The organism is Pseudomonas sp. BMS12 (assembly GCF_001592875.1).
In the GTDB taxonomy this organism is placed as follows: Bacteria; Pseudomonadota; Gammaproteobacteria; order Pseudomonadales; family Pseudomonadaceae; genus Aquipseudomonas.
This window is the reverse complement of record NZ_LSOF01000015.1, coordinates 134,634-160,340: the sequence shown is the minus strand read 5'-3', so window position 1 is coordinate 160,340 and position 25,707 is coordinate 134,634. Positions and strand designations below refer to the sequence as shown.

General features: G+C 61.9%; 24 protein-coding genes and 2 pseudogenes. 13 read left to right on the top strand and 13 right to left on the bottom strand.

What is annotated here, in order from left to right; genetic code table 11:
* Positions 1–253, top strand: a pseudogene (locus tag AYB31_RS22065) (hypothetical protein); the annotation flags it as partial.
* Between the two features lie 63 nt (positions 254–316).
* Here AYB31_RS22065 and msrQ read toward each other — a convergent pair.
* The 4 genes from msrQ to ilvC all read right to left on the bottom strand — a co-directional run bounded on the left by msrQ (position 317) and on the right by ilvC (position 4,016).
* Positions 317–952, bottom strand: coding sequence for a protein-methionine-sulfoxide reductase heme-binding subunit MsrQ (gene msrQ, locus AYB31_RS15595; RefSeq protein ID WP_082805324.1), 636 nt, complete (start codon positions 950–952; stop codon positions 317–319).
* Positions 952–1,953, bottom strand: coding sequence for a protein-methionine-sulfoxide reductase catalytic subunit MsrP (gene msrP / locus AYB31_RS15590; protein WP_068829616.1), 1,002 nt, complete (start codon positions 1,951–1,953; stop codon positions 952–954). Before msrP ends, msrQ begins: the two co-directional genes overlap by 1 nt.
* Positions 1,954–2,016: 63 nt before the next feature.
* Positions 2,017–2,844, bottom strand: coding sequence for a CDP-diacylglycerol--serine O-phosphatidyltransferase (gene pssA / locus AYB31_RS15585; protein WP_068829615.1), 828 nt, complete (start codon positions 2,842–2,844; stop codon positions 2,017–2,019).
* 155 nt (positions 2,845–2,999) lie between these two features.
* Positions 3,000–4,016: a ketol-acid reductoisomerase gene (gene ilvC / locus AYB31_RS15580; RefSeq protein ID WP_068829614.1), complete on the bottom strand. Its 1,017-nt coding sequence runs from the start codon at positions 4,014–4,016 to the stop codon at positions 3,000–3,002.
* 125 nt (positions 4,017–4,141) lie between these two features.
* Between ilvC and ilvY the strand changes: the two genes are divergently transcribed.
* The gene (gene ilvY, locus AYB31_RS15575) at positions 4,142–5,023 is read left to right on the top strand and encodes an HTH-type transcriptional activator IlvY (protein ID WP_068829613.1); all 882 of its coding nucleotides are present in this window, start codon (positions 4,142–4,144) and stop codon (positions 5,021–5,023) included.
* 43 nt (positions 5,024–5,066) lie between these two features.
* Here ilvY and ilvN read toward each other — a convergent pair whose 3' ends face one another.
* On the bottom strand, positions 5,067–5,558 hold the full coding sequence (ilvN, locus tag AYB31_RS15570; RefSeq protein ID WP_068829612.1) for an acetolactate synthase small subunit: 492 nt from the start codon (positions 5,556–5,558) through the stop codon (positions 5,067–5,069).
* 2 nt (positions 5,559–5,560) lie between these two features.
* The gene (locus AYB31_RS15565; RefSeq protein ID WP_068829649.1) at positions 5,561–7,291 is read right to left on the bottom strand and encodes an acetolactate synthase 3 large subunit; all 1,731 of its coding nucleotides are present in this window, start codon (positions 7,289–7,291) and stop codon (positions 5,561–5,563) included.
* A 414-nt stretch (positions 7,292–7,705) separates the two neighbouring features.
* Here AYB31_RS15565 and AYB31_RS15560 point away from each other — a divergent pair, with 414 nt between their 5' ends.
* Positions 7,706–8,143: a DUF4124 domain-containing protein gene (locus tag AYB31_RS15560; protein WP_068829611.1), complete on the top strand. Its 438-nt coding sequence runs from the start codon at positions 7,706–7,708 to the stop codon at positions 8,141–8,143.
* 25 nt (positions 8,144–8,168) lie between these two features.
* On the opposite strand, the gene AYB31_RS15555 is transcribed toward AYB31_RS15560, so the two are convergent.
* Genes AYB31_RS15555 through mrcB form a run of 3 tightly spaced genes read right to left on the bottom strand, consistent with a single transcriptional unit; the run spans position 8,169 to position 11,554 of the window.
* On the bottom strand, positions 8,169–8,498 hold the full coding sequence (locus tag AYB31_RS15555) for a YqcC family protein (RefSeq protein ID WP_068829610.1): 330 nt from the start codon (positions 8,496–8,498) through the stop codon (positions 8,169–8,171).
* Positions 8,498–9,211: a tetratricopeptide repeat protein gene (locus AYB31_RS15550; RefSeq protein WP_068829609.1), complete on the bottom strand. Its 714-nt coding sequence runs from the start codon at positions 9,209–9,211 to the stop codon at positions 8,498–8,500. The genes AYB31_RS15555 and AYB31_RS15550 overlap by 1 nt, the downstream gene beginning before the upstream one ends.
* Before the next feature lie 24 nt (positions 9,212–9,235).
* A complete protein-coding gene (mrcB, locus tag AYB31_RS15545) occupies positions 9,236–11,554 on the bottom strand; it encodes a penicillin-binding protein 1B (RefSeq protein ID WP_082805323.1) in 2,319 nt (772 codons plus the stop codon).
* Between the two features lie 116 nt (positions 11,555–11,670).
* Here mrcB and AYB31_RS15540 point away from each other — a divergent pair, with 116 nt between their 5' ends.
* From AYB31_RS15540 to AYB31_RS15520, 5 genes are all read left to right on the top strand, one after another.
* Positions 11,671–13,233, top strand: coding sequence for a bifunctional aminoglycoside phosphotransferase/ATP-binding protein (locus AYB31_RS15540; protein ID WP_068829608.1), 1,563 nt, complete (start codon positions 11,671–11,673; stop codon positions 13,231–13,233).
* 63 nt (positions 13,234–13,296) lie between these two features.
* Positions 13,297–13,641: a pentapeptide repeat-containing protein gene (locus tag AYB31_RS15535; RefSeq protein WP_068829607.1), complete on the top strand. Its 345-nt coding sequence runs from the start codon at positions 13,297–13,299 to the stop codon at positions 13,639–13,641.
* An 11-nt stretch (positions 13,642–13,652) separates the two neighbouring features.
* Positions 13,653–14,411, top strand: coding sequence for a class I SAM-dependent methyltransferase (locus tag AYB31_RS15530; RefSeq protein WP_068829606.1), 759 nt, complete (start codon positions 13,653–13,655; stop codon positions 14,409–14,411).
* A 30-nt stretch (positions 14,412–14,441) separates the two neighbouring features.
* On the top strand, positions 14,442–14,714 hold the full coding sequence (locus AYB31_RS15525; RefSeq protein WP_068829605.1) for a TfoX/Sxy family protein: 273 nt from the start codon (positions 14,442–14,444) through the stop codon (positions 14,712–14,714).
* Between the two features lie 106 nt (positions 14,715–14,820).
* Positions 14,821–15,621, top strand: a complete 801-nt coding sequence (locus AYB31_RS15520; protein ID WP_068829604.1) for a cyclic nucleotide-binding domain-containing protein — start codon at positions 14,821–14,823, stop codon at positions 15,619–15,621.
* Between the two features lie 357 nt (positions 15,622–15,978).
* Here AYB31_RS15520 and AYB31_RS15515 read toward each other — a convergent pair whose 3' ends face one another.
* Positions 15,979–16,986 (bottom strand): DUF481 domain-containing protein, encoded by a 1,008-nt coding sequence (locus AYB31_RS15515; RefSeq protein ID WP_068829603.1) that lies wholly within the window; start codon positions 16,984–16,986, stop codon positions 15,979–15,981.
* A gap of 103 nt (positions 16,987–17,089) precedes the next feature.
* Positions 17,090–18,085 carry a DUF481 domain-containing protein gene (locus AYB31_RS15510; RefSeq protein ID WP_068829602.1) on the bottom strand — a complete coding sequence of 332 codons (996 nt, stop codon included), beginning with the start codon at positions 18,083–18,085 and terminating at the stop codon, positions 17,090–17,092.
* On the opposite strand from AYB31_RS15510, the gene AYB31_RS15505 reads away from it, so the two are divergent.
* Together AYB31_RS15505 and AYB31_RS15500 are read left to right on the top strand one after the other, a co-directional pair.
* Positions 18,084–18,485 (top strand): MGMT family protein, encoded by a 402-nt coding sequence (locus AYB31_RS15505; RefSeq protein ID WP_068829601.1) that lies wholly within the window; start codon positions 18,084–18,086, stop codon positions 18,483–18,485. The two genes, AYB31_RS15510 and AYB31_RS15505, sit on opposite strands and share 2 nt — an antisense overlap.
* A 111-nt stretch (positions 18,486–18,596) precedes the next feature.
* On the top strand, positions 18,597–20,186 hold the full coding sequence (locus AYB31_RS15500) for an AmpG family muropeptide MFS transporter (RefSeq protein WP_068829600.1): 1,590 nt from the start codon (positions 18,597–18,599) through the stop codon (positions 20,184–20,186).
* A 1-nt stretch (position 20,187) separates the two neighbouring features.
* Here the strand turns inward: AYB31_RS15500 and AYB31_RS15495 are convergent, their stop codons facing one another.
* On the bottom strand, positions 20,188–21,024 hold the full coding sequence (locus AYB31_RS15495; RefSeq protein WP_068829599.1) for a mechanosensitive ion channel family protein: 837 nt from the start codon (positions 21,022–21,024) through the stop codon (positions 20,188–20,190).
* Positions 21,025–21,135: 111 nt separating this feature from the next.
* On the bottom strand, positions 21,136–21,615 hold the full coding sequence (locus tag AYB31_RS15490; protein ID WP_068829598.1) for a YajQ family cyclic di-GMP-binding protein: 480 nt from the start codon (positions 21,613–21,615) through the stop codon (positions 21,136–21,138).
* A 143-nt stretch (positions 21,616–21,758) separates the two neighbouring features.
* Here AYB31_RS15490 and AYB31_RS22060 point away from each other — a divergent pair.
* The 3 genes and pseudogenes from AYB31_RS22060 to AYB31_RS15475 all read left to right on the top strand — a co-directional run.
* Positions 21,759–22,730: pseudogene (locus tag AYB31_RS22060) on the top strand (response regulator); the annotation flags it as partial.
* Positions 22,727–23,641 carry a putative 2-dehydropantoate 2-reductase gene (locus tag AYB31_RS15480; RefSeq protein WP_068829596.1) on the top strand — a complete coding sequence of 305 codons (915 nt, stop codon included), beginning with the start codon at positions 22,727–22,729 and terminating at the stop codon, positions 23,639–23,641. The pseudogene AYB31_RS22060 and the gene AYB31_RS15480, both read left to right, overlap by 4 nt.
* A 44-nt stretch (positions 23,642–23,685) precedes the next feature.
* Positions 23,686–25,707 carry an ATP-binding protein gene (locus AYB31_RS15475; protein ID WP_068829595.1) on the top strand — a complete coding sequence of 674 codons (2,022 nt, stop codon included), beginning with the start codon at positions 23,686–23,688 and terminating at the stop codon, positions 25,705–25,707.

Sequence of the window (25,707 nt, the reverse complement as noted above, 5' to 3'; positions counted from 1 at the left end):
CAGCAGCCTTTCTTTCTGTCAACCAGTTTCGAAGAATTTTTCGTTTCCTCTCAACCGCTTGCGCCTTATCGAAACTCTCATCTCGCATCAGCGGGAGGCGAATTCTACAGCGTTCAAAACCGCTGTCAACCACCTCTTTCTAGCATCTTCGTTCTTTTCAGACCGAAACCCCGACAGAACCAAACCACCACCCTGTCAGGCCGGCGCATTCTACTTGAATCCGCCGCCGGTGCAACCCTTTATTTCCATCTAACTCTTTGTTTAACAAGGAGTTTTCAGATCAGGCTGCGCCGGAAGAGGTGCGCATTATAGGCACTCAAATTCGCCCGTCAACGACTTTCTGCAAAGATTTTGTCATCTTCCCTTGAGCGATTGACAACAGGGCCACCAGAGGCGGTAGACGCAGCACCAACAGAGTTGCACCACAGCTCGCATAAAACACCCACTCCCCAACATCGGAGCGCACCACCCAGAGCATATGCAGCAATGCCAAGCCAAGAATCGGATAAACCAGACGGTGCAATTGACGCCAACGGGGACCTAGCCGGCGTTGGCTATAGCGATTGGATGTCAGCGCCAACGGTAGCAATGCCAGCAGAGCCAAAGCCCCAACAATGATGTACGGGCGCTCAGCCAGATCAACCCATAGACGCGCCATGTCCAGGCCAAGGATGAATAGCAAGTAGCCCGACAAATGCAGCAAGACGTAGGCAAAACACCACAAGCCCAATTGGCGCCGCACGGCAAGCCAACCACCCCATGCAGTCAAACGCCGTAGCGGGGTCATGCTCAATGTGAGCAAGAGCAGGATCAACGCACCCTGCCCGAGGTTATCCACCAGAACCTTACCTGGATCAGGCCCAGTCAGCTGCATCAGCCCCTGATAGAGCCAAAACATAGGAAACAGCAGTGCAACGACAAAAACGCCACTGCGCCATACCGGATAACGCATCAGTAATACTTCTGTAAGTCGAGCCCACTATAGAGAGTGGAGACCTCGTCATAGCCATTGAACAATCTGGTCGAGATCACGTTGGGATTGAACAGGCTGTTAGGCAGGCGTCGCTCCGTAGCCTGACTCCAGCGCGGATGATCCACTTGAGGATTGACGTTGGCATAGAAGCCGTACTCCTCTGGAGCCAGACCTTCCCAGGTGGTTCGAGGTTGTTCGGCCACGAGGCTGATCCGCACGATGGACTTGATGCTCTTGAACCCGTACTTCCATGGCACTACCAGGCGCAATGGCGCGCCATTCTGGTTCGGCAGTACTCGCCCGTAGAGTCCGACCGCCATCAGGGTCAATGGATGCATCGCCTCATCCAGGCGCAGCCCTTCTACATAGGGCCAATCGATTAGAGAGAAGCCTGAACGCACACCGGCCATCTGCTCTGGCGCCACACGGCTCTCGAAGCGGACAAATTTGGCATTGGCCGTCGGCTCGGCCCGCTTGATCAGATCCGCCAGAGGAAATCCGAGCCAGGGAATCACCATTGACCAGGCTTCGACGCAACGCAGCCGGTAAATCCGCTCTTCCAGGCGATGCGGCTGCACCAGTTGCTCCAGCGAGACAGCCCCAGGCCTGGCCACCTCACCATCGATCATCACCGACCAAGGCTCCACCTCAAGCTTACCCGCGTAACGCGCAGGGTCACCCTTGTTGGTGCCGAACTCATAGAAGTTGTTGTAGTGGGTAACGTCCGGGTAAGGCGTCAGTGCCTCCTCACCGGCCGTAACCGCTTGCCAGCGTACACTCGACAGCTTTTCGCTAAACCAGGCAGGCGACGCACCCGGCTCGACATCCGTGTAACGCCCCTCGTCAGCACGTACAGGCAAAATACTTGCAGCCACAGCGCCGGCGGCGGCAGACATCAAACGACGACGGGAAAGATACACGGCCTCCGGCGTAACCTCGCACTCACGAGCAGCAGAGGTGGGGGGCGTCTTGATAAGCATGCTGAGCTCCGCAATAAGGACGATTGATGCGCCAATAGACTGCGGAGCCGCGGAAAAATTACATTACTCGACGGTTTTGCGACGGCGCAGTTGCAACAAATATTGCACCGGCCCGGATACCGCGTACGCCAGGAAGATCAACAGCAGGATACGGGGCGGGTCGCTGAACACGACGGCGAACACCAGGACCACAACCAGGATGGCAACGAAGGGAACGCGCCCTTTGAAATCGAGATCCTTGAAGCTGTAGAACTTGATATTGCTGACCATCAGGACGCCTGCCATGGCCACCAGCAAGGCATAGAGCATCACCACCGGCACAGGCATATCCACACCATCGACACCGAAGTCCTTCAGCGCCCAGACCATACCCGCGACAACACCCGCAGCTGCCGGACTGGCCAGCCCCACGAACCACTTCTTGTCGACCTTGCCGATCTGTGTATTGAAGCGAGCCAGGCGCAAGGCCGCGCATGCGGTATAGATGAATGCCACTGTGAGCCCGACATTGCCCAGCTCGGACAACGCCCACTGGTATGCCAGCAACGCCGGAGCCAGGCCAAAGGCAACCATGTCGGACAGCGAGTCGTACTCGGCACCGAAGGCGCTCTGGGTATTGGTCAGTCGCGCCACGCGCCCGTCCAGCCCATCCAGCACCATGGCGATGAAGACAGCGACAGCTGCGTACTCAAACTTGCCGTTCATGGCACTGACGATGGCAAAGAAGCCGGCAAACAGGTTACCGGTCGTGAACAGGTTGGGCAGCAGGTAGATGCCGCGATGACGCACCTTGCGTCCCTCGTCGTCATGCCCTTCCTCTACATGCTCATCGATGGGTAGCAGGCTTTCTTCTTCAGAGCCTTTGCCAGAATCCTCGGGGCGTTCGTTCATGAACAATACCTTGCAGCAATTGAATAGGACTACGACCGATGTCAGCGCCAGGCGTTCGCCAGCGACACGGTTCAGCGAGAGGGCTTTATACCAGAAGCCCGCCTGAGCATAAAAAAACGCGGCCGAAGCCGCGTTCCTTAGAGCACCGAAAGACCTTAGTTCTTGGCCTTGTCGACAATCTTGTTGGCCGAGATCCACGGCATCATGGCGCGCAGCTTCTCACCAACCACTTCGATGCCGTGAGCGGCATTGTTGCGGCGGTAGGCGGTCATCGACGGGTAGTTTGCCGCACCTTCCTGGATGAACATCTTGGCGTATTCGCCGTCCTGGATGCGCTTCAGAGCGTTGCGCATGGCCTGACGGGATTCGGCGTTGATGACTTCCGGACCGGTGACGTACTCACCATATTCGGCGTTATTGGAGATCGAGTAGTTCATGTTGGCGATGCCGCCTTCGAACATCAGGTCGACGATCAGCTTCAGCTCGTGCAGGCACTCGAAGTAGGCCATTTCCGGAGCGTAACCGGCTTCTACCAGGGTATCGAAACCGGCTTTTACCAGCTCGACGCAACCGCCACAGAGAACGGCCTGCTCACCGAACAGGTCGGTTTCGGTCTCGTCCTTGAAGGTGGTTTCGATAATACCGGTACGGCCACCGCCGACACCGCAGGCGTAGGACAGAGCGACGTTCTTGGCGTTGCCAGAGGCGTCTTGGTAGATGGCGATCAGGTCAGGGATACCGCCGCCCTTGACGAACTCGGAACGCACGGTGTGACCCGGAGCCTTCGGCGCAATCATGATCACATCGAGGTCGGCACGTGGCACAACCTGGTTGTAGTGGATAGAGAAGCCGTGCGAGAAGGCCAGGGTGGCGCCCTTCTTGATATTCGGCTCGATCTCTTCCTTGTACAGGCGGCCCTGGAACTCGTCCGGGGTCAGGATCATGACCAGATCGGCATTGGCAACGGCAGTGGCCACGTCGGTGACTTTCAGGCCATGGGCTTCGGCCTTGGAGACGGTAGCGGAGCCTTTGCGCAGACCGATAGTGACGTCAACACCGGAGTCCTTCAGGTTGCACGCCTGAGCGTGGCCTTGGGAGCCGTAGCCGATAACAGCGACCTTCTTACCCTGGATGATGGAGAGGTCGCAGTCTTTGTCGTAATAAACTTTCATGTTCTTGGCTCTTCTGGATCGAAAGGGATGGGTGCTCAGCACCGCTACAGGGGCACCTTAAGCGATCCGCACCATTGCGTAAAATGATATATTTGCAACACAACATGCCAATATATGAAACGACTATGGATAGCCACTCGCTCAGACTTTTTCTTTCTTTGGCGGATAACCTGCACTTCGGCAAAACCAGCCGCGAGCAGCACGTCAGCCCATCGGCCCTCAGCCGCAGCATCAAACAGTTAGAAGATGAACTTGGCGCCCCTCTGTTCCTGCGCGACAACCGCTCGGTCCGGCTGACGCGCGAGGGACAACAATTCCGCGAATACGCTCAGGAAGTCATGAACGGCTGGCAGGCTATCCGCCAGACCTTCAAGCAAGACCAGCTGATCCTGCACGGCGAACTCTCCCTCTATTGCTCGGTCACGGCCAGCTACAGCTTTCTCTACGACATTCTGAGCAGCTTCCGTCAGAACTATCCGCGCATCGAAATGAAACTGCACACCGGGGATCCGGCCAAGGCCGTCGAACGCGTGCAGCAACAGTTGGAAGACCTGGCCATCGGCGCGCGGCCGGACAATCTGCCGGCCGACATCGCATTCCAATCCATAACCCGCTCCGAGTTGCGATTTATCGGCCCGCAATCCCCTCAACTACTCAGCGATGAGCAACTGAAGCATCCTGGCGCAGAGACCTGGCGAGACGTACCGATGATTCTGTCGGAAGAGGGACTTGCAAGAACTCGCACAGACCGCTGGCTGAAAAGCCATAACATCAAGCCACGCATCTACGCCCAGGTGAGCGGCAACGAAGCCATCGTCAGCATGGTAAGCCTGGGGTTCGGCATCGGCGTGGTGCCGCAGATCGTTCTGGACAACAGCCCGCTGACTGCACGCATCCGCATCTACGACATCCAACCGCCGCTAACCGCTTACGACATTGGACTGTTCGCCCTGCAAAAGCGCCTCAAGGATCCGCTGATCGCTGCGTTCTGGAACCGCCAGACATAAAAAAGCCCCGCACTGGGCGGGGCTTTCAGCAACAACCTGAAGGTCAGATACTCAGTACCTTGTCGCCACGGGCGATACCGGTGACACCGCTGCGCACGGTTTCCAGAATCGACGCAGTGCCGATGGCCTGGATGAAGCTGTCCAGCTTGTCGCTGGTTCCGGCCAACTGGATGGTATACACGCTGCTAGTCACGTCGACGATCTGCCCACGGAAGATGTCGGTGGTGCGCTTGACCTCGGCGCGCTGTGCGCCGGTGGCCTTCACTTTCACCAGCATCAGTTCGCGCTCGATGTGGGCGCTTTCCGACAGATTCACCAGCTTGACCACTTCGATCAGCTTGTTGAGGTTCTTGGTGATCTGCTCGATCACATCGTCATGGCCAACGGTAGTCAGCGTCAGACGCGACAGGGTCGGGTCCTCGGTTGGCGCCACGGTGAGGCTTTCGATGTTGTAGTTGCGCTGGGAGAACAGGCCGACGATACGCGACAGCGCACCTGGTTCGTTTTCCAGCAACAGGGAGATGATATGGCGCATGGTCAGGTCCGCTCCGTCTTGCTCAGCCACATGTCACGCATGGCACCGCCGCGAATCTGCATCGGGTACACGTGCTCGCTGGTGTCCACTGCAATATCGAGGAAGACCAGGCGGTTCTTCATGGCGAAGGCTTCTTCCATCTTCGGCTTGAGGTCTTTCAGGTCGGTGATGCGCATGCCCACGTGACCATAGGCCTCGGCCAGCTTGACGAAGTCAGGCAGCGATTCCATGTAAGAGTGCGAGTAACGGCTGCTGTATTGCATGTCCTGCCACTGGCGAACCATGCCCAGCGCACCGTTGTTGAGGTTGATGATCTTCACCGGCAGGTCGTACTGCAGGCAGGTCGACAACTCCTGGATGTTCATCTGGATACTGCCTTCACCGGTCACGCAGGCCACATCGGCCTCCGGGAAGTTCAGCTTGACGCCCATGGCAGCCGGGAAACCGAAGCCCATGGTGCCCAGGCCACCGGAGTTGATCCAGCGGTTCGGCTTGTTGAAACGGTAGTACTGCGCCGCGAACATCTGGTGCTGACCGACGTCGGAGGTGATGAAGGCATCGCCCTTGGTCACTTCGCTCAGCGTCTCGATCACGGTCTGCGGCTTGATGATGCTGCCGTCACCCTCGTTGTAGGGGAACAGACGACCACTACCGCGCCACTCGTCGATCTGCTTCCACCAGTTGGCGACGGTTTCCTTGTTCGGGGTCTCGCCGATTTCCTTGAGGATGGCAACCATCTCGGTCAGCACGCTGTCGACAGGGCCGACGATCGGGATGTCAGCCTTGACGGTCTTGGAGATCGAAGCCGGATCGATATCGATGTGGATGATCTTGGCGTTCGGGCAGAACTTGGCACCGGTCTCGCCATTGATCACTCGATCGTCGAAGCGTGCGCCAACCGCCAGGATCACATCGGCATGATGCATGGCCAGGTTGGCGGTGTAGCTGCCGTGCATGCCGAGCATGCCGACGAACTGACGATCAGTGCCCGGATAGGCACCGAGGCCCATCAGGGTATTGGTTACCGGAATATTGAGCATGCGCGCCAGTTCGGTGAGCTGCTCGGAAGCCCCACCCATGACCACGCCACCTCCGGAGTACATGACCGGACGTTTGGCAGCCAGGAGCATCTCGGCAGCCTTGCGGATCTGCCCGGAATGACCACGGGTAGCCGGGCTGTAGGAGCGCAGTTTGACCTTCTTCGGGTAGCTGTACTCGAACTTCTGGGTCGGATCGCCCATGTCCTTGGGAATATCCACGACCACCGGGCCTGGACGACCGGACTGGGCGAGGTAGAAGGCTTTCTTGATCACTTCGGGGATTTCCGAAGGATGCTTGATGATGAAGCTGTGCTTCACGATCGGACGGGAAATACCGACCATGTCGGTTTCCTGGAAGGCATCGGTACCGACCACGGTGCTGGGCACCTGGCCGGAAATGATCACCATCGGGATCGAGTCCATGTAGGCCGTGGCGATGCCGGTCACAGCATTGGTCGCGCCGGGACCGGAAGTCACCAGCACCACACCGGCCTTGCCGGTCGCGCGGGCATAGCCGTCGGCCATATGAGTAGCGGCCTGCTCGTGACGCACCAGGATATGGGTCACTTCCGGCTCTTTGAACAGAGCATCATAGATGTGCAGGAGGGCACCGCCCGGGTACCCATAGATGTACTTCACGCCTTCGTCACGCAACGAGCGGACGACCATTTCAGCGCCGGATAAAAGCTCCACGTTGTTCACCTCTAGAACGCCAGATTACCACCCGACAACGAGTGGTCCTTGATGTAGGTCTTACTGGCCGGCAGACGATCACGACTGTGGTCGCGAGATAGTGCAGGGGTCTGCTTGACGAGTAGCGGAACGGCCCAATCTTGCGGAGCCTTTCCTTCCCAGCGCGAGGTAACGCGTTGCGGGTGTAACGGGGGTCGGCACGGGTAGCGCCTTTTTCCACTGAGCTGAAGGACGCTTGCGGCGGACTCCACTACAGCAGGAATGGGCGATTGTTCGGATTACTGAACAGCAAGTCAAGTCATAGCACGCAGTTTCTTGTAATCGCGGCTTGTGACATGGAGCAGGATGAAGATTTGCAGGTTTTGGTTATAGTAACCGGCAGGTTTTTGCTGCCGACTTCAAGAAGGAAATGACATGCGTCGCATGATTCTCGCGTGCAGTGTGCTGCTCGCCCTGAGCGCCAATGCCAGTGCTGGCCAGATTTATAAGTGGGTGGACGCGCAAGGCAATGTTCACTTTGGCTCGCAGCCACCTGAAGGCCAGCAGGCTGCCGAGGTGAATCCGAACATTTCCCAACCCAAGCTTTCCGTGGAACAGCCTGCCCCCAGCAGCGCAGCCCCTACCGCCGAGCCGGAGCAGAAAGCCATTGATGAGAAGGTGAAAAAGGAAGTTGCCGAGCAGGAAGCCGAGCGCAGGAAATACTGCGAAGCAGTACGCACCAACCTTTCTCAGTTAGAAAACAACCCACGCGTTCGCGTAGAAGACAAAGGCGAGTTGCGTCGCCTTACCGAAGAAGAGCGCCAGGCACAAATCGCCGAAAGCAAGAAGCTGATTTCCGAGAATTGCAAGTAAACGGGAACGGCAGCATCACGAGCGCTTAACCAGCGCTCGTGATCAGTCGATCAAACTCCCCCAGCTCCCGTAGCAAGCCAAGCACTTCGGTCTCACGGCCGCGATAGCACTCCTCCGCCATCGGGCGGATGCCCGAAGCCGAGGGCAAGGCTCCAGACGACTCCAGCAGCGCCTTCATCCGCGGCAGGAACAGCCACTGCAGCCAGGCTTCGAAACTCATGGTATCCACGCAGAACGGCTGCACGCTGGCCAATGCCTCCGCGCTCGGCGGCTCGACCGACCAGAGCCCCAGCACACGCAATTCCCGCTCGATCAGCAACAGTTGCTCAGCAACAGCAGACAGGCGCGTATCCATCAGAGGCTGACCCGTGCTCGCTCACGAGCTTGCGCTGCGCCTGCGGCATCGCCCTGACGCTCGCGCGCCTGGGCGATCAGCCCCCAGAGACCCGCCTGCAAGGTCGGGCGCCCATTGGCGTAGGTCAGACCACGGCGCGCCAACTGCTCGGCCTGGGCCGCATCGCCTTGAGCCAGGCGCACCTCCGCCAGGCGATAAAGTACCTGTGGTTCCCGCGGGGCGATGCGCTGGGCACGCTCCAGACTGGACGAAGCGCCATCCAGATCGCCACTGCTTTGTTGCTGCTGCGCGCTGGTCAATAGCGCCAGCACCGGACCATCGAGCTGTTCGTCCGCCGCCAGACTGCCACCGCCAGGGATGCCGCTGGGCATGCTGGGGATCGGCGCCGCCTGATAGCCATCGGCAGCACCAGCAAGAGGAGCGCTGCTCAGCGGCCCCGACTCAAACGTCGAGGGGGTGACGCTGCTACCGTCCGGAAAGGTCTGCAAGGGGGCCGAGTTCACGCCGCCTGGCACCATCACCACCACGCCGGAGTCCTGCGGCAGATCCTGCGCCTGCGGTGCAGGCGCACTGGACACACCATAGCCGCCGCCCTGCTCGTCATCGAGCAGGCGCCCACTGGAGTCCACTACCGGAATGGAGCCCTGCGGCACGCTGGCGCAACCCGTCAGCACTGCAGACACCGCCACCACCGCAATCCACCACCTAGCCATGCACATCCTCACTTACAACAAAATTCAGTTGAGCCAACCACGCACCCAGTCCATCACCGAGTCCGCCGGAGCCCCCATGCCACACGGGGCGCCCGCTGCCGGTTCGCTGCCACGTATATAAGGAATCTCCACGGCATTCGGGCAACCTGCCGCAGAGCCCTGGCCACTGCTGGCATCCACCCAGGCCGCCGTCACATTGTCCGGCATGGGCATATCCAGCGGCAGCGGGTCGGCCTTCTTCATGAAGCCCGCCCAGACCTGCAATGCCCCCGTGGCGCCGGTCAGCGGCGTCTTGCCGTTGTCGTCGCGCCCCAACCAGACCACGGCCAGCAGATCCTGACTGAAACCGGCAAACCAGCTATCACGCGAGTCGTTGCTGGTTCCGGTCTTGCCCGCCAGCGTCAGCGAGGCCGGCAATTGACTGTACACCGAACGTCCAGTGCCCTCGCGCATCACCCGCTGCATGGCGTTCTGCACCAGGTAGATCGCCCCCGGATCGAAGCGTTGCTGGATACGGAACTGATAACGCTTGAGTGGCTCACCTTCCGCGGCCAGCACATTGCGGATACCGCGCAGCGGTGTATTGAAGCCACCGTTGGCCAGGGTCTGGTACATAGTGGCCACTTCCATCGGGCTCAGGGCTCCGGCGCCCAGCAACATCGAGGGATAAGCCGGCCAGTCACGCTCGACACCAAGGCGCGCAAGGGTTTTGAGCACATTGGGCACGCCCAGTTCCAAACCGAGTTTGGCAGTCGACAGGTTGTAGGAATTGGCCAGCCCCTGATAGAGGTAGATGGTGCCGTGAGCCTTGTGGTCGTAGTTCTGCGGTCGCCAGACCTGACCATCCTGGCCCTTCACAGAAAACGGCGTGTCCTCCAGCCAACTGGTCAGGGTGTACTGACTCGGTCGCTCCAGGGCAGTGAGGTAAACCGCCGGTTTGATCAGCGAACCGATTGGCCGATTGGCATCCAGCGCCCGGTTGAAACCGGCGTAACGCGGCTGACGACTACCGATCAGGGCTTGCACCTCGCCGGTCTCCGGATTGGTGACGACCATGGCCGCTTCCACCTCATCCACACCCTTGCGCCCGGAAAGGCGCTTGAGGGTTTCGCCCAGGGCCGCTTCGGCCTTGAGCTGAATGATCGGATCGAAGCTGGTGAAAATACGCAGGCCTTCCTCGGTCAGGTCCTCTTCGCGGTAGTCCTGGCGCAGCTGACGCTTGACCAGGTCGAGGAAACCGGGGAATGAGCTGTCGGCCAGACTGCCGCGCTTGGTCACACCCAGCGGCTTCTTCTTCGCCGCCTCAGCCTGTTCGGCACTCACCACGCCCTGCTGCACCAGCAGGTCGAGCACCAGATTGCGCCGCTCCAGGGCGCGCTCGGGATTGCGTCGCGGGTTGTAGTAGGTCGGCCCCTTGACCATACCCACCAGCAAAGCCACCTGCTCGAGCTTGAGTTCGCCCAGCGGCTGACTGAAGAAGTACTGGCTGGCCAGACCGAAGCCATGCACGGCGCGCTGGCCATCCTGGCCGAGGAACACCTCATTGAGGTATGCCTCGAGGATCTCCTTCTTGTCGTAGTGCAGCTCGAGCAGCACCGCCATCATGGCTTCGGTCAGCTTGCGCGTCAGGCTACGCTCGCTGGAGAGATAGAAGTTCTTCACCAACTGCTGGGTCAGGGTACTGCCACCCTGGCGCAGCTGCCCCGCGGTGGCGTTGATCCAGACTGCACGCGCAATGCCCTTGGGCGATACGCCGAAGTGATTGAAAAACTCGCGATCCTCGACCGCCACCAGGGTCTCCACCAGATAGGGTGGTGCCTGGTCGATCTTGATCAGGATGCGATCTTCGTGGTGCGCGGGATACAAGCCGCCAATCAATAGCGGCTCCATGCGCGCCACCGCCAGATTGGCGCCATTGGCCTGAGTCAGCCCGGCCACGTAGTCGCCGGAGAACTTCACCCGCACCCGTTGAGCCGGCTCGCTACCTTCGTAGAACTGGAAACCGCGAGTATGCAAATCGACCAGATTGCCATTCACCGCAGCGGCGCCGGGGCCATTGGCAGCACCCTCGCGGCGGTAGCCGAGCGCATCCAGCTCGGTGAGGAAATCGGTCTTGCTGAGCTTCTGGCCGACGAACAACTCCAGCGGCCGTGCATAGACCTTGGCGGGCACCGTCCAACGCTTGCCGGAGAATTTCTCCTGCACCACGGCATCCAGATAAACGGCAAAGCCAGCTACCACCACCAGGCCGACCAGTGCCAGTTTGAACAACCAGCCCAGCCAGGAACGGGAGCTGCCGGAGCGGCGCTTGGCGCCTTTACGAGGGGTACGGGATCGAGTCATGGCGCGGGATTATACGCACTTTGCCCAGCCCAGCCAGGCACGTACCAGCGGTTTGCAGAGCGCCGCACAGCGGCCATAATGCCGCCTCTTATCGAATTCGAAAGCAAGGAACGACCGTGAGCCAAGCCCTGATTGCCGCACTGCAGAATCCAGCCCTCTATCCTCATCCGGTAGACGGCTTCCAGGTGATCGAAACGCATATCTCCTGGGTAGTGCTCACCGGCCCATTTGCCTACAAGATCAAGAAACCGATGAACTTCGGCTTCCTTGACTTCACCGACCTGGACAAGCGCCGCCATTTCTGTGGCGAGGAGCTGCGCCTCAACCAGCGTCTGACCGACGGTCTGTACCTCGAAGTTCTACCGATCAGCGGCAGCGAAAGCGCTCCGCAACTGGGTGGCGATGGCCCGGCCATCGAATATGCCCTGAAGATGCGTCAGTTCCCGCAGAGCCAGTTGCTCAGCGCCGTGCAGGCCCGTGGCGAGCTGACGCCTGCCCACATCGATGCCCTGGCTGCACAGATCGCCGACTTCCACGGCCGTACACCAGCCGTCGCCGTCGATCACCCGCTGTGCTCGCCGCAGGCCATCGTCGCGCCGATGCGACAGAACTTCGAGCAGATCCGTCCGCTGCTGTCCGACGCTGCCGACCTGCAGCAACTAGAGGCTCTGGAAGCCTGGACCGAAGCCAACATCACCCGCCTCGAACCCCTGCTGGCCACGCGTGCAACTAACGGTTCGATTCGCGAGTGCCATGGTGATATCCACCTGGGCAACGCCACCCTGCTGGACGGCGAAGTCGTATTGTTCGACTGCATCGAATTCAACGAACCGTTCCGCCTGATCGACATTGCCTCGGACGCCGCGTTTCTCGCCATGGACCTGGAAGATCGAGGTCTCAAGGCCCACTCCCGACGCTTCGTCAGCGCCTGGCTGGAACACACTGGCGACTATGCCGCACTGGAACTGATCAATTTCTACAAGGCCTACCGCGCCCTGGTACGAGCCAAGGTCGCGCTGTTCAGCCTGGCGCACCAGAACGACGCCGTACAAAAAGCCGCGACCCTGCGCCAGTACCGCAACTACGCCAACCTGGCAGAAAGCTACAGCGCCATCCCCTCGCCCTTCCTGGCCATCACCTGTGGTGTATCGGCCGTCGGCAAGAGCCACGTGGCCCTGCGCCTGGTGGAGGCCCTCGGCGCCATTCGCCTGCGCTCGGATGTAGAACGCAAGCGCCTGTTCGGCGAGCAGCCGGAGGCCGAAAAAGGTGCGTTGCGCGCCGGCATCTACAGTGCCGAGGCCACAGCTGCCACCTACCAGCGCCTGCACCAGCTGGCAGAGAACGCCCTGCACGCGGGCTTCCCGGTCGTGCTGGACGCTGCCTATCTCAAGCGCGAGCAGCGCAGCGCCGCCTGGCAGGTGGCCGAGCAGAATGGCGCACCTTTCCTGATCCTCGACTGCCAGGCGCCCATGGACGTCATCGAGGCCTGGCTGCAACAGCGGCAGGCCGACGGCAACGACCCTTCCGACGCCACCCTGGAAGTCATCCAGGCCCAACAGGCCGGCCGCGACGAGCTGGACGAGGACGAAGCGGCCCACAGCCGGCGCGTGGACACGCACCAGGCGGCCAGCCTGGACAGCCTGGTAGAACGCATTCGCCAGCGTCTGCCGGGAATCTGAGGCAGACGAGCGCTCCTTCGGGCCTGCTCTATACTGCCGGCAGGCCCTGAATGGAGGCACCCCATGAGCCAACCCCGCCAGCTGGATAGCGCGCTGTATCGCCTGCTGCGCAACGAGCAGATTGCCGAATTCAACGCCCAGAAACCGCAGACCGGCATGATCGATCTGCGCGGCGGAGACTTCCGCGGCCTCGACCTGCGCCAGCTCGACGCCAGCCGCATCGACTTCACCGACGCCTACTTCCGCGGCGCCGACCTGCGCGGGCTGGACCTGCGCGAAGCGAAACTGGAAGGCGCCAGCATCGCCCACGCACAGATTTCCGGGGTGTACTTCCCCGTGCAACTGAGTGCCGACGAGGTACTGCTGTCGATGCAGTTCGGTATTCGCATGCGCTACCGCCCCACCTGAACGGCAGCCGCATGAGCGAGATCGCCCGCCTGTTCGGCAACCGCGCCGACGCCTATGCCAGCTTCCGCCCGCAATACCCCGAGCCGCTGTTCGACTGGCTGGCGGCTCACAGCCCTGGCCACCAACGCGCGCTGGACATCGCCTGCGGCAATGGCCAGGCCACTCGCCCTCTGCAGCGACATTTCGACCAGGTGCTGGCTTGCGATGCCAGCCCGGAACAGCTGCGAGCCGCCGATCTGCCAGGCGTGTTCTGCTTCGCCGCCAACGCCAGCGCCCAACCGCTGCACGATGGCTGTCTGGACCTGATAGTGGTCGCCCAGGCCCTGCATTGGTTCGCCACACCGGATTTCTTTACCGAGGCGCGCCGCCTGCTCGGCCCTGGCGGGTTGTTCTGCGCCTGGTGCTACGGCCTGCTGCGCATCGATGAGGCGCTCGATGCACTGCTCGATGACTTCTACCGACACACCCTGGGCGGTTACTGGCCCAGCGGGCGCGCCAGCGTGGATGCCGGCTACGCCGACATCCACACACCCTTCAGGCGCCTCGCGCTACCTGAATTCGCTATCGAGCTGCAATGGGATTTCACCCAGCTGCTGGGCTACCTGAGCACCTGGTCGGCCGTGCAGAAACTGCAGCAAGCCAGCGGCCGTGACCCGCTGCTGGAACTCGCTCCGCAGCTGCAACAGGCGTGGGGCGACGGGCAGAAGACGCGTTTTATACGCTGGCCGCTACACTTCCTGGCAGGCTTCCCCAATCGAGCCGATTCGTGACTGCGCAGCAATGCAAGGAAAGGAGGCGCAATGAACGATGAACTGCAACATCTCAGAAACCTGGGCAAGACATCGGCCCAATGGCTACATGCGGTCGGCATTCACAATGCCAATGACCTGCGCCGTCTCGGTGCGGTGGACGCATACCGGGCAGTGCGCGCACGAGGCTTTCGCGCTTCCAAGGTATTGCTCTATGCCATCGAGGGCGCACTGCTGGACGTACACTGGAACGAGCTGCCGCCGGGACTCAAAGCCAGACTCAATGGCCAACTGGACGAGCAGCGCCCGGGCAACAAGAGCTAGCTCACAACCTCCGAGCGGCGGGATTTACCTGCATCGCGCCGCCGCCTATTGTTGCCATCAGCGGCGTGCCTTATCGTCAGCCTAGCCAGTTCAAGGAATCAACGTCATGTACTTACTCGGGGAGCAACCGGCCTACGCCGATCAGCTGATCCAACGCCTGCAGAGCATTCCTACCCAGCTACTGGATGGGCTGCAGTCCAGCGGAGCGCCACTGCGCCTCGAACAGGTCGATGACCTGGCCAAGATTCTGCCCGGCAACCAGCTGTACATCATCGAAAACGGCCTGCTACATGCCCAGGTCGATGATCGCCCGCTGTTCTATCTACAGGAAGGCGATCTGGTCGGCCTGCGTCAGGGTATCGACCTGCCCAGCTGCCGCTACAGCAGCGAAGAGCAGCTGACTCTGATCCCCTACTCGCGCAGCGAAGTGTTCAAGCACATCTATGCCAGCGAGCAACGCCAGGAACTCTTCATCCAGTACCTGATTGGCCACACCGCCTTGCTCTCCGATGCCCTGGCCCGCCTCAAGCAGCCGGAGATCCGCCCAGCCACCGGCTTCCAGCACTTCGCGGCCGGCGAAGAACTGATCCACCAGGGCGATGATGCGGACCATGTGTTCGTGATCATCGAAGGCCATGCCGAGGCCTATGTCGATGGGCAGAAAGTCGGCGACGTACAGAAAGACGAGATCTTCGGCGCCATGGCCGTGTTCACTCGCGAGAAGCGCAGCGCCACAGTGCTTGCCAGCGAGCCCTGCACTGTCATGGTCATTCCCAAGGACCAGTTTCTCAGCCTGATGCAAAGCAACCCACGCATCGCCCACAGCCTGATCGAGAGCATGGCCCGGCGTATCGACCTGATGAACAAGGAAGTCACCCAGCTGCGCGCCCAGGTTCAGCCGGCCTGATACTACCGCCGAAAACGACAACCCCGGCCAGATGCCGGGGTTGTTCGTTTCTGCCCTATGCCAGGTAGTCGAAGCCAGGCAGTCGAAAATAATTCTCATCTAGGTATTGACGCAAAAATGAGAATTGTTATTATTACCGCAACTGGTCGCGAGATCAGCCGATAAGCTCAAGAGACCATTCAGTCGGACTCTTCAGATTATCTCCTCATCAGGCTAATCACGGTTATTGACCCGGCACTTTGCCGGGTCTTTTTTTGCCTGCGATTCGACTGCCGACCCCGCGGACCGTGCCGCCTGCAAACTTGTTCGGGTGCTCGATGCCTGCTGCTGAATATTGGGCCCGATGAAGAAACGCGACTACCAGCCCACGCCCAGGCCGATCAGATAGCGCCGCTCATTGGTATCGCCATGCTCGCTGGCCACCTTGTCCCACTCGGCCTTGAGGCTCAGCGCCGCCCAGCTGTTGAGCTTGTAGCGCACGCCTGCCTCGGTATCGATGATGTAGTCGATTTCTTCGATGAAGGGCACGCCAACCTCACCCTGGCTGTACAGCTCGAAGTTCTTGCCGAGCAGATAGCGCCGGTAGTCCCATTCCATCGCTGCCGAATTGAAGTGCTCGCTGCTACCGTCGGCGAACACGTAGTCGTTGCGGTTGAACAGCCCAGCCATGGAGAAGGCGCCCAGCGCGTCGTCCCAGAACTGGTAACCGGGTCCGGTACCCACGGTACGCTGGGTCTCGAGATCCTCGACCCGGTCATGGCTGTATTTCAGCTGGCCCTGCCAAAAGAATTGCTGGGTAAGAAAGCGATCGAGGTCGTAGTCGAGCTCGACTCGATCGGTCTTACGCTCGCCGTCCTTGGTTTCATGGTCGTACTCGGCAGCAATGCTGTGGCGCCAGGCGCCGTGCCGGGCCTTGGTATCCAGGTCGATGTCATAGTCCTCGACATCGTTCTCGGCGCGCTTGTAGTCGGCGGAGAAATCCAGGTTGCCGGTCCAGGTCAGATCCTGCACCAGCGGCTTGGGCGGCAGCATCTGGCTGATGGAAGTCAGCTCCACCACTTTCGGTGCAGTACCATTGACCAACTCCACCTGGCCCTCGCCCGCGGGCCGAATGGACTTGGCGCGCTCGCCAATGAAGTCGTCCTGTTTGATCAGCAGCTCCTGCGCACTCTCCAGAGTGGCAATCTTCTTCACATCCAGAGTAACGCTGCCGGCATAGTCGGTCTTGAGCAGCAGCTTGCCGCCATCGAACAGCAGAATGCTGCCGGTAAGCTTGTCGCCGTTCTTCAGCCAGACGGTATCGGCCAGCAGAGAGGTGGGGGAAAGGGCAAGCGTCAGGCAAAGCAGGGAGCGCGGCAGTGTCATGGGATATCAACGGGCTGGTTGCGGGCAAAGGCGCGCATTATCCGCATGCGCGCCGGCTGAGCAAGCACAGACCGGCGGCTAGCCGTCGAGTTCAGCTTTACGACTACCAGCCTATGCCGAGGCCGATCAGATAGTGACGATCGGAGAAGGTCGAGCCCAGTCCGCGCAGCTGGTTCAGCTCGTACAAAAGTGACAGCCTGGCCCAGTCGTTGACGTGGTAGCGCAACCCCGCCTCACCATCGAACACATAGTCGACCTCGGCGATTTGCGGCACCTGTATTTCCGCAGTGGAGTAAAACTCCAGGCGCGAGCCCCAGAGCAGGCGCTTGAAGTCCCATTCCAGCGACCAGCTGTCGAAGCTCAGGTCGAGGTATGGCGAGTCGAGACGCACCCGGTTGAACTGGCCGATCAGGTCGAAGCGTCCCAGCTCGGTATCCCAGAAACGATACCCCGGCCCCGTGCCCAGGATGCGCTGGCGGCTGACATTCTCGAAATGATCCTCCTGGTGCTCATAGCCGCCGCGCCAGAACCAGTGATCGGTGAAGAAGCGATCAAGGTCATACTCCAGCTCCCAGTTATCCTCGGTCTTCTCGCCATTTTCCGTCTCGTGCTCCAGCTCGCCGCGCAGCACATGGCGCCAGCGCCCGTGCTCGATGCGGGTATTGCCCTTGAGCTTCCATTCGTCGGTGCGGTCTTCGTTGCGCTCCATGTCCAGCTTGGCGTCCAGGTTGCCTTCCCAGACACGATCCTGAAGCAACGGCCGCGGCGGTAGCAGGCGGTTGATCTCGGCCAGCGCCACGACCTGCTCGCCACCATTGACCAGGCGTACCATGCCTTTGCCGGCCGGCTTCAGCCGTTCGCTTTTTTCGCTGTCCAGACTGCTGCGACGCAACATCAGGGGTTTGTCCGCACTCAGGGTATCGATATCCTTCCAGTCGATCAGCACGCGCCCGGCATACTTGGTCTTCAGCGCCAGCTTGCCGCCATCGAGCAGCAGTATCTCGCCGGTCAGGCGGTCGCCATTGCTCAGCCACACGGTATCGGCACGTGCCGGTAGGGCCGTACTCACAAGCAGCAACAGCAGGATGCGCAACGACATGGGCAGAACACCCCATAAGAAACCGGAGAAAGTGCCTGAACATGCCCTAGCGCCGCCCCCTGCGGCAAGCGCCGAGGAGCGCCGTGCCGCGCTTTATCTGGTGCTGGCAGCCATCCCGGAAGGCAAAGTGGTTGCCTATGGCGAGCTGGCCAGCCTGGCCGGCCTGGGACGTGCGGCACGCTGGGTTGGCCGTATGCTCAGCCAGCTCCCGAACGACACCCGCCTGCCCTGGCATCGCGTGCTCGCAGCCGGCGGACGCCTTAGCCTGCCGGCAGGCAGCACGGCCGGCGCCGAACAGCGTGCCCGCCTGCGCGCCGAAGGGCTGACGATAAGCAACGACCGCGTCGACCTGCGCCGCCACGGCTGGCGCCCCGAGGAAAACGGGAACAAACCTCGTTGATTGTTCGTCACCATCCGATCGCGCTGCGCAGGCGCTGCAACGCGGCTTGCGCCGCGACGCCAACAGCCCCTAGAGTGCGCCCTTTGCATGCTCCCTCAGCAGAACTTGCCCATGCCCCGTAAAACCTGGCGCGCCGCCCTCGCCACCTATGCCCACCCGGCCGCCCTGGCCCTGTTGCTGCTCGGCTTTGCCGCCGGCCTGCCCTACATGCTGGTGTTCTCCACCCTCTCGGTATGGCTGCGCGAAGCAGGCGTGGCGCACCAGACCATCGGCTATGCCAGCCTGATCGGTCTGGCCTACGCGTTCAAATGGGTCTGGGCGCCGATGCTCGACCAGTGGCGCCTGCCGTTGCTGGGGCGCCTCGGCCGCCGGCGCTCCTGGCTGGTGCTGTCTCAGGGACTGGTAGCCATCGGCCTGATCGGCATGGCCCTGTGCGACCCCCAACAGCATCTCTCCTGGCTGATCGGTGTGGCCGTGGTGGTGGCCTTCGCCTCCGCCACCCAGGACATCGCAGTGGATGCCTACCGCCTGGAGATCGTCGACGACAGCCGCCAGGCCGCCCTGGCCGCCAGCTACATGACCGGTTACCGTGTCGCCGCCCTGCTGGCCACCGCCGGTGCGCTGTACTTCGCCGGCTGGTTCGGCACACCCGGTTCCGGCTACCAGCATGGCGCCTGGGCCAGCACCTACCTGCTGTTCGCCCTGCTGATGCTGCCAGGAGTGATCACCACCCTGTGGATGCGCGAGCCGCCGGTACCCCTGCAGACCCAGATAGCGGCGGCGCGCTACGGCCTGTACCGCCAACTGGCCTCGGTACTGGTATTGATCGTGCTGCTGGTATCGGTGCCGGCGATGTTCACCCAACTCTTCAACAGCGACGCTCTGGGCCTGTTCCAGGGCGAACTGGGTATGGTCGAGCTGATCCGCGACGACCGCGCATTCCTGCGCTTTCTGCTCTACCTGGTTCTTACCAGCCTGTGCCTGTCGCGCATGGGCCGTCGCGGCCTGGCCCCGGTACTCACTCCAGTCAACGACTTCATCCTGCGCTATCGCTGGCAGGCCCTGTTGCTGCTCGGCCTGATCGCCACCTATCGCATGTCGGACACGGTCATGGGCGTGATGGCCAATGTCTTCTACATCGACATGGGCTTCGCCAAGAGCCAGATCGCCAGTGTCAGCAAGCTTTTCGGCCTGATCATGACGCTGCTCGGCGCGGCGGTGGGTGGTCTGCTGATCGTGCGTTTCGGCATCCTGCCGATCCTGCTGCTGGGCGGCGCGGCCTCGGCCGCCACCAACCTGCTGTTCGCCAGCCTGTCCGGCTTGGGCGTCATTGCAACGCCGGCCATCTACGCGGAACGCACGGCGTGGGAGCTGATGCAGGCGCTGGACCCGCACATGCTCATGCTGATGCTGACCATTACCCTGGACAACCTCAGCTCAGGCCTGGCCACGGCCGCCTTCGTCGCCTACCTGTCGAGCCTGACCAACCTGAAGTTCTCCGCCACCCAGTACGCGCTGCTCAGCTCCATCATGCTGCTGCTGCCGCGCCTGGTCGGCGGCTACTCCGGGGTGATGGTGGAAAAACTGGGCTATGCCCAGTTCTTCTTCGCCACCGCGCTGCTCGGCATCCCCACCCTCCTGCTGATCATCCTGCAGTGGCGGCGCGGTGAAGCGCTGGTGAGCGAGCCGAGCAAGAGCTGAGTCAGGCCGATGCCTCGGCGCTGACCATGCGCACCACCCGCTGCGGGAAAGGAATGTCGATACCGGCCTGACGCAGGCCGTCACGCACACCTTCGTTGAGCATGAACATCACGCCCCAGTAGTCGCCATTGTTGACCCACAGACGCAGCGACAGGGTAATCGCGCTGTCCCCCAGCGACGTCACCACCACTTCCGGTTTCGGCTCGGTCAGCACCCGCGAGTCGCGCGCCAGCCCAAGCAGGACCTCGCGCGCGGCCTGCAGGTCGGCATCGTAGTCCACGCCGATGTTGAAGATCACCTTGCGCGTGGCCTGGTGCGAGCTGTTGACGATGGCGCCGTTGGATAGCGCGCCATTGGGCAGGATCACCGTCTTGTTATCCACGGTGCGCAGCACGGTGTGGAAGATCTGGATGCTGTCCACCGTACCGGAAACCCCCTGGGCCTCGATCCAGTCGCCAATGCGGAATGGGCGGAACAGCAGAATCAGCACACCACCGGCGAAATTCGACAGACTGCCCTGCAACGCCAGGCCGATGGCCAGGCCGGCGGCACCGATCACGGCGATGAAGGACGCGGTGGATATCCCCACCATGGAGGCCACGCTGACCAGCAGCAGGACCTTGAGCCCCATGTTGGCCAGGCTGCCGATGAAACTGGTCAGCGCCGCGTCTACGCGCCGCCCTGCCATCAGACGCTGCAGGCGCCGGGTTACACGGTTGATCAGCCACCAGCCCAGCAACAGGGTCAGCAGCGCCAGGGTCACCTTGCCGCTGTACTCCAGCACCACCGGCAGCCAGCTTTCGGACAGCTTGATCAGCTCCTCGAGATTGAATTCCATGGGTTCACTCCTTTTTTCGGACAGCAAAAACGCCACCGCCATGGCGGGCCATGGCGGTGAAGGGTGTTGTATTGGGACGCCCGCGCGGCGCCAGGGTTCCGCCAGGCAGGGTCAATCGCGGAAGTTGTTGTACTGCAACGGCATGCCGAACTCCTTGCCACGCAAGGCCGCAATCGCTTCCTGCAGGTCGTCGCGCTTCTTGCCGGTGACACGCACCTGTTCGCCCTGAATGGCAGCCTGCACCTTGAGCTTGCTGTCCTTGATATGGGCGACGATCTTCTTCGCCAGCTCCTTGTCGATGCCCTCGCGGAAAGTCACTTCCTGCTTCATGACCTTGCCGGAGGCGTAGGCTTCCTTGGTTTCCATGCACTGGCAATCGATCTTGCGCTTGATCAGGCTGCTACGCACGATGTCGAGGACCTGCTCGAGCATGAACTCGGCCTCGGCAGTCAGGGTAAGGGTCTTGTCTTTGCTTTCGATGCTGCACTTGCCACGCAGATCGAAGCGGCGCTCGAGTTCCTTGGTGGCATTGTCGACCGCGTTGGTCAGTTCGTGCTTGTCCAGTTCCGACACCACGTCGAACGAAGGCATGGGCTTGCTCCTGATGGACGGCGCGATCCTCCTCACGGAGTGAACACGCCTGACTTGACGATAAAAATGGCGCGCCCATTATAACCAGTCTGATACGTGCCGTTCGTCACTGCTGCGGCCCCCCTATTTCTGCCAGCGAGTTGCCACCAATGCCCAACCCCCATCTCAGCATCCTGGTGGTGGACGACGCCAAGTTTTCCAGCGCCATGATCGGCCGGGCACTGACCCAGGCCGGTTATCAGGATGTACGCTTCGCCAACAGTGCCGCCGAGGCCCTGCGACAGCTGGAAAAGCGCCCCGCCAGCGTGCTGCTGGCCGACTGGTTGATGCCGGAAATAGACGGGCTGGAGCTGACCGGCCGCGTACGCCAGCTGGACGAAACTGCCGAGCATTACACCTACGTCATCCTGCTCACCGGCAAGGAAGGTGAGAACGTGCTGTCCGAAGCCTTCGACCGCGGCGTCGACGACTTCATCAGCAAATCCTCGATGAACGAGCAGCTGGTGCCGCGGGTCTACGCCGCCGACCGCCTGTGCAACACCCTGCAGCGCCTGCTCAACGAAAATCGCATGCTGACCCAGAACATCGCCAGCCTGGAGCAGCGCAACCTGGTCGACCCGCTGACCGGTCTGGGCAACCCGCGCTACCTGCAACAGAAGCTGAACGACAGCCTGCGCCAGGTCGAGTCGCGCGGTGGCGCCCTGTGCTATCTGCTGATCGGCCTGCAGGAAGGCGATGCGTTGCGCCGCCAGCACGGCAACGGCTTCTGGAACGAAGTGCTGCATGGCGTCGCCCGCCGTCTGCAGCAGCTGGTACGGCCGCTGGACGTGCTGACCCGAGTGGACGAGACCCACTTCGGCATCATTACCCTGCTCGAAGACCTGCAGGAGTGCTCGCCGAGCAGCTTCAAGCGCATGCACGATGGACTCAATCTCAAGGCCTTCAAGACCAGCGAAGGCTTCATCAGCCTCAAGGCCGGCATCGCCCTGGTCGGCCTCGACGCCAAGTCCCTGCCGGTCGAACCACGCCAGCTGTACGCCGAGGCCACCCGTTTGCTGCCCGACTCCTACGCCAGCGGCCGAGTCAGCGCGGTGCGCCTGCCGCTACCGCAGTGACCACCTGGCACATCCTCGGCGTCGGCAGCCTGGGCACTCTCTGGGCCACCCGCCTGGCCCGCGCCGGCCTGCCGGTGCGCCTGCTGCTGCGTGATGCCTCCAGCCTGACCCGCTACCGGGCCGGCGGCGGCCTGAGCCTGGTGGAGAACGGCCAGAGCAGCCTCTACCCCATCGCTGCCGAGACGGCCCAGGCGTCGACACCGATCAAGCGCCTGCTGCTGGCCTGCAAGGCCTATGACGCCGAAGAGGCGGCCGCCAGCCTGGCACCACGCCTGACTCCGGGCGCCGAGATCATCCTGCTGCAGAACGGCCTGGGCAGCCAGCAGGCCGTCGCCGAGCATCTGCCCAAGGCCAGCTACATCTTCGCTTCGAGCACCGAAGGCGCCTTTCGCGACGGTGCCTTTCGCGTGGTCTTCGCCGGCCAGGGCCATACCTGGCTGGGTCAGCCCGGCCAGACGCAAGCGCCTGGATGGCTGGAAGAACTGGCCCGCGCCGGTATCCCTCATCAGTGGACGGCGGATATCCTCGGCAAGCTGTGGCGAAAGCTGGCACTGAACTGCTCGATCAACCCGCTGACCGTGCTGCACGGCTGCCGCAACGGCGGGCTGCGCGACTTCCCCGAAGCGGTCGCCACGCTCTGCGCCGAGCTTGCTCAGCTGCTGCACCGGGTTGGTCAGGCGGAGGCTGCCGAGGGCCTGCACGAGCAGGTACTGCAGGTGATCGAGGCCACAGCCGCCAACTATTCCTCCATGTACCAGGATGTGGCTGCCGGAAGGCGTACCGAGATCGACTACCTGCTTGGCCATGCCTGCCGCGAGGCTGATCGCCTCGCCCTGAACCTGCCGCACCTGAGCGACCTGCAACGACGCCTGCAGGCCGAGCTGCAGGCCCGCGGATTGCCCCTGAACTGAAGCGAGGCTAACCTGCCCTTCCCCGTTCCCTGGAAACCGCGCCCTTGAGCCGTCTACGCCAGCGTCTCGATAACCTGCCGGTCGGTCGCAAGCTGCTCGCCGCGCTGCTGGTGTTGCTGGCCACAGTGATGCTGGTGGCCAATCTGGCGTTCATCAGCGCGGCCTACTGGATATCCCAGGAAAGCATGGCACCGCAGGCCCTGCAGACCCTTGGTCGCCTGTTTGCGACCCCACAGCTCAGCAATAGCGCCCTGGCCTCGCCACAGAATGCCCGCCAGTTGCTGGAACGCCTGGACAGCTATGCCCCGCTGCGCGCAGCCGCCCTCTACAACAGCGCCGGCGTGCGCCTGGCCGACCTGCAGGTGGGCCAACCACTGCAACTACCTTCACGCAGCGAGGATCTTGAGCACTGGCGCCAGGGCGAGTTCCGTGCCACCCAGGTCATCGACCTGCCGCAAACCGGCAAGGCACCCGGCCGCCTGTTGCTGGTCGCCTCCAGCGAACTGCCGGGCGCCTTCTACACCGGCACCGTCAGCGCCAGCGCGGCGATCCTGGTGATCAGCATCCTGCTCTGGGCCCTGATCGCCCGGCAGATTCGACGCCTGGTCACCCGCCCCATTCGCAAGCTGGAAGAGCTGTCGCGCCAGGTCACCCGCGAGGAGAACTACTCGCTGCGCGCCGCCCGCGGCAACCGCGACGAGATCGGCAGCCTGGCCGACGCCTTCAACACCATGCTCAGTCGCATGGAAGCCCGTGAGCAACAGCTGCGGCGGGCTCGCGACGATGCCGAGAGCGCTTTCTCGCAGGCCCAGACACTGGCCGAGGAAACCCGGCACTCCAACCGCAAGCTGGAGCTGGAAGTGCAGGTACGCAGCAAGATCGAGAAGAAGCTGACCGGCTTCCAGAACTACCTGAACAACATCATCGACTCCATGCCCTCGGCACTGATCGCCCTGGACGATCAGCTCTACGTCACCCAGTGGAACCAGGAAGCCAGCGCCCTCTCCGGTACACCATTGGACGAGGCATTGAACCAGCCGGTGTTCCTCGCCTTTCCGCCACTCAAGCCCTTCCTGCCGCAACTCAAGCGGGCCGCCGAAAAGCACCAGGTGGAGAAGGTAGAACGCGTTACCTGGCAGCGCGGCGAAGAGGCCCACCACTACGCCCTGACCTTCTATCCGCTGATGGGCACCAGCGGCCGTGGCGCGGTGATCCGCATCGACGACATCACCCAGCGCCTGTCCCTGGAAGAAATGATGGTGCAGTCGGAGAAGATGCTCTCGGTCGGCGGCCTGGCCGCCGGCATGGCCCACGAGATCAACAACCCACTCGGCGCCATTCTGCACAACGTGCAGAACATCCGCCGGCGCCTGTCCGCCGAGCTGGTGAAGAACCAGGAGCAGGCCGTGGCCGTGGGCATCGCCCTGGACGACGTCAACGCCTACCTGCAGGCCCGAGAGATCCCTCAGCTACTCGACGGCATCGCCCAGGCCGGCTCGCGTGCAGCCAAGATCGTCAGCCACATGCTCGCCTTCAGCCGGCGCAGCAACCGCCAGCTGCTGCCCTGCCAACTACCGCTGCTGATCGACCAGGCTCTGGAAATCGCCGGCAACGACTTCGACCTGACCGAGAGCTTCGACTTCAAAGGCCTGACCATCGTGCGCGATTTCGCACCCGATCTGGAGCCAGTGCCGGCCACTGCCAACGAGCTGGAGCAGGTCATCCTCAACCTGCTGAAGAACGCCGCCCAGGCCATTCACTTGCGTGACGACGAACGCGAGCCGGGACGCATCATCCTGCGCACCCGGCGCAACCCGCCCTGGGCGGAAATCCAGGTGGAGGACAACGGCGTCGGCATGCCGGAGGCCGTGCGCAAGCGCATCTTCGAGCCTTTCTTCACCACCAAGGAAGTCGGCCAGGGCACCGGGCTAGGCCTGTCCGTGTCCTATTTCATCGTCACCAACAACCACAAGGGCCAGCTGGAGGTGCACTCCACCCCGGGCCAGGGCACCTGTTTCACCCTGCGCCTGCCGCTGACCGCTACGCACGAAGAGATGAATCACTGA

Excerpts from the sequence above, each read along its gene's own strand:
- msrQ (WP_082805324.1), bottom strand. The coding sequence starts at position 952 with ATGCGTTATCCGGTATGGCGCAGTGGCGTTTTTGTCGTTGCACTGCTG.
- msrP (WP_068829616.1), bottom strand. The coding sequence starts at position 1,953 with ATGCTTATCAAGACGCCCCCCACCTCTGCTGCTCGTGAGTGCGAGGTT.
- pssA (WP_068829615.1), bottom strand. The coding sequence starts at position 2,844 with ATGAACGAACGCCCCGAGGATTCTGGCAAAGGCTCTGAAGAAGAAAGC.
- ilvC (WP_068829614.1), bottom strand. The coding sequence starts at position 4,016 with ATGAAAGTTTATTACGACAAAGACTGCGACCTCTCCATCATCCAGGGT.
- ilvY (WP_068829613.1), top strand. The coding sequence starts at position 4,142 with ATGGATAGCCACTCGCTCAGACTTTTTCTTTCTTTGGCGGATAACCTG.
- ilvN (WP_068829612.1), bottom strand. The coding sequence starts at position 5,558 with ATGCGCCATATCATCTCCCTGTTGCTGGAAAACGAACCAGGTGCGCTG.
- AYB31_RS15560 (WP_068829611.1), top strand. The coding sequence starts at position 7,706 with ATGCGTCGCATGATTCTCGCGTGCAGTGTGCTGCTCGCCCTGAGCGCC.
- AYB31_RS15555 (WP_068829610.1), bottom strand. The coding sequence starts at position 8,498 with ATGGATACGCGCCTGTCTGCTGTTGCTGAGCAACTGTTGCTGATCGAG.
- AYB31_RS15550 (WP_068829609.1), bottom strand. The coding sequence starts at position 9,211 with ATGGCTAGGTGGTGGATTGCGGTGGTGGCGGTGTCTGCAGTGCTGACG.
- mrcB (WP_082805323.1), bottom strand. The coding sequence starts at position 11,554 with ATGACTCGATCCCGTACCCCTCGTAAAGGCGCCAAGCGCCGCTCCGGC.
- AYB31_RS15535 (WP_068829607.1), top strand. The coding sequence starts at position 13,297 with ATGAGCCAACCCCGCCAGCTGGATAGCGCGCTGTATCGCCTGCTGCGC.
- AYB31_RS15530 (WP_068829606.1), top strand. The coding sequence starts at position 13,653 with ATGAGCGAGATCGCCCGCCTGTTCGGCAACCGCGCCGACGCCTATGCC.
- AYB31_RS15525 (WP_068829605.1), top strand. The coding sequence starts at position 14,442 with ATGAACGATGAACTGCAACATCTCAGAAACCTGGGCAAGACATCGGCC.
- AYB31_RS15520 (WP_068829604.1), top strand. The coding sequence starts at position 14,821 with ATGTACTTACTCGGGGAGCAACCGGCCTACGCCGATCAGCTGATCCAA.
- AYB31_RS15515 (WP_068829603.1), bottom strand. The coding sequence starts at position 16,986 with ATGACACTGCCGCGCTCCCTGCTTTGCCTGACGCTTGCCCTTTCCCCC.
- AYB31_RS15505 (WP_068829601.1), top strand. The coding sequence starts at position 18,084 with ATGGGCAGAACACCCCATAAGAAACCGGAGAAAGTGCCTGAACATGCC.
- AYB31_RS15510 (WP_068829602.1), bottom strand. The coding sequence starts at position 18,085 with ATGTCGTTGCGCATCCTGCTGTTGCTGCTTGTGAGTACGGCCCTACCG.
- AYB31_RS15500 (WP_068829600.1), top strand. The coding sequence starts at position 18,597 with ATGCCCCGTAAAACCTGGCGCGCCGCCCTCGCCACCTATGCCCACCCG.
- AYB31_RS15495 (WP_068829599.1), bottom strand. The coding sequence starts at position 21,024 with ATGGAATTCAATCTCGAGGAGCTGATCAAGCTGTCCGAAAGCTGGCTG.
- AYB31_RS15490 (WP_068829598.1), bottom strand. The coding sequence starts at position 21,615 with ATGCCTTCGTTCGACGTGGTGTCGGAACTGGACAAGCACGAACTGACC.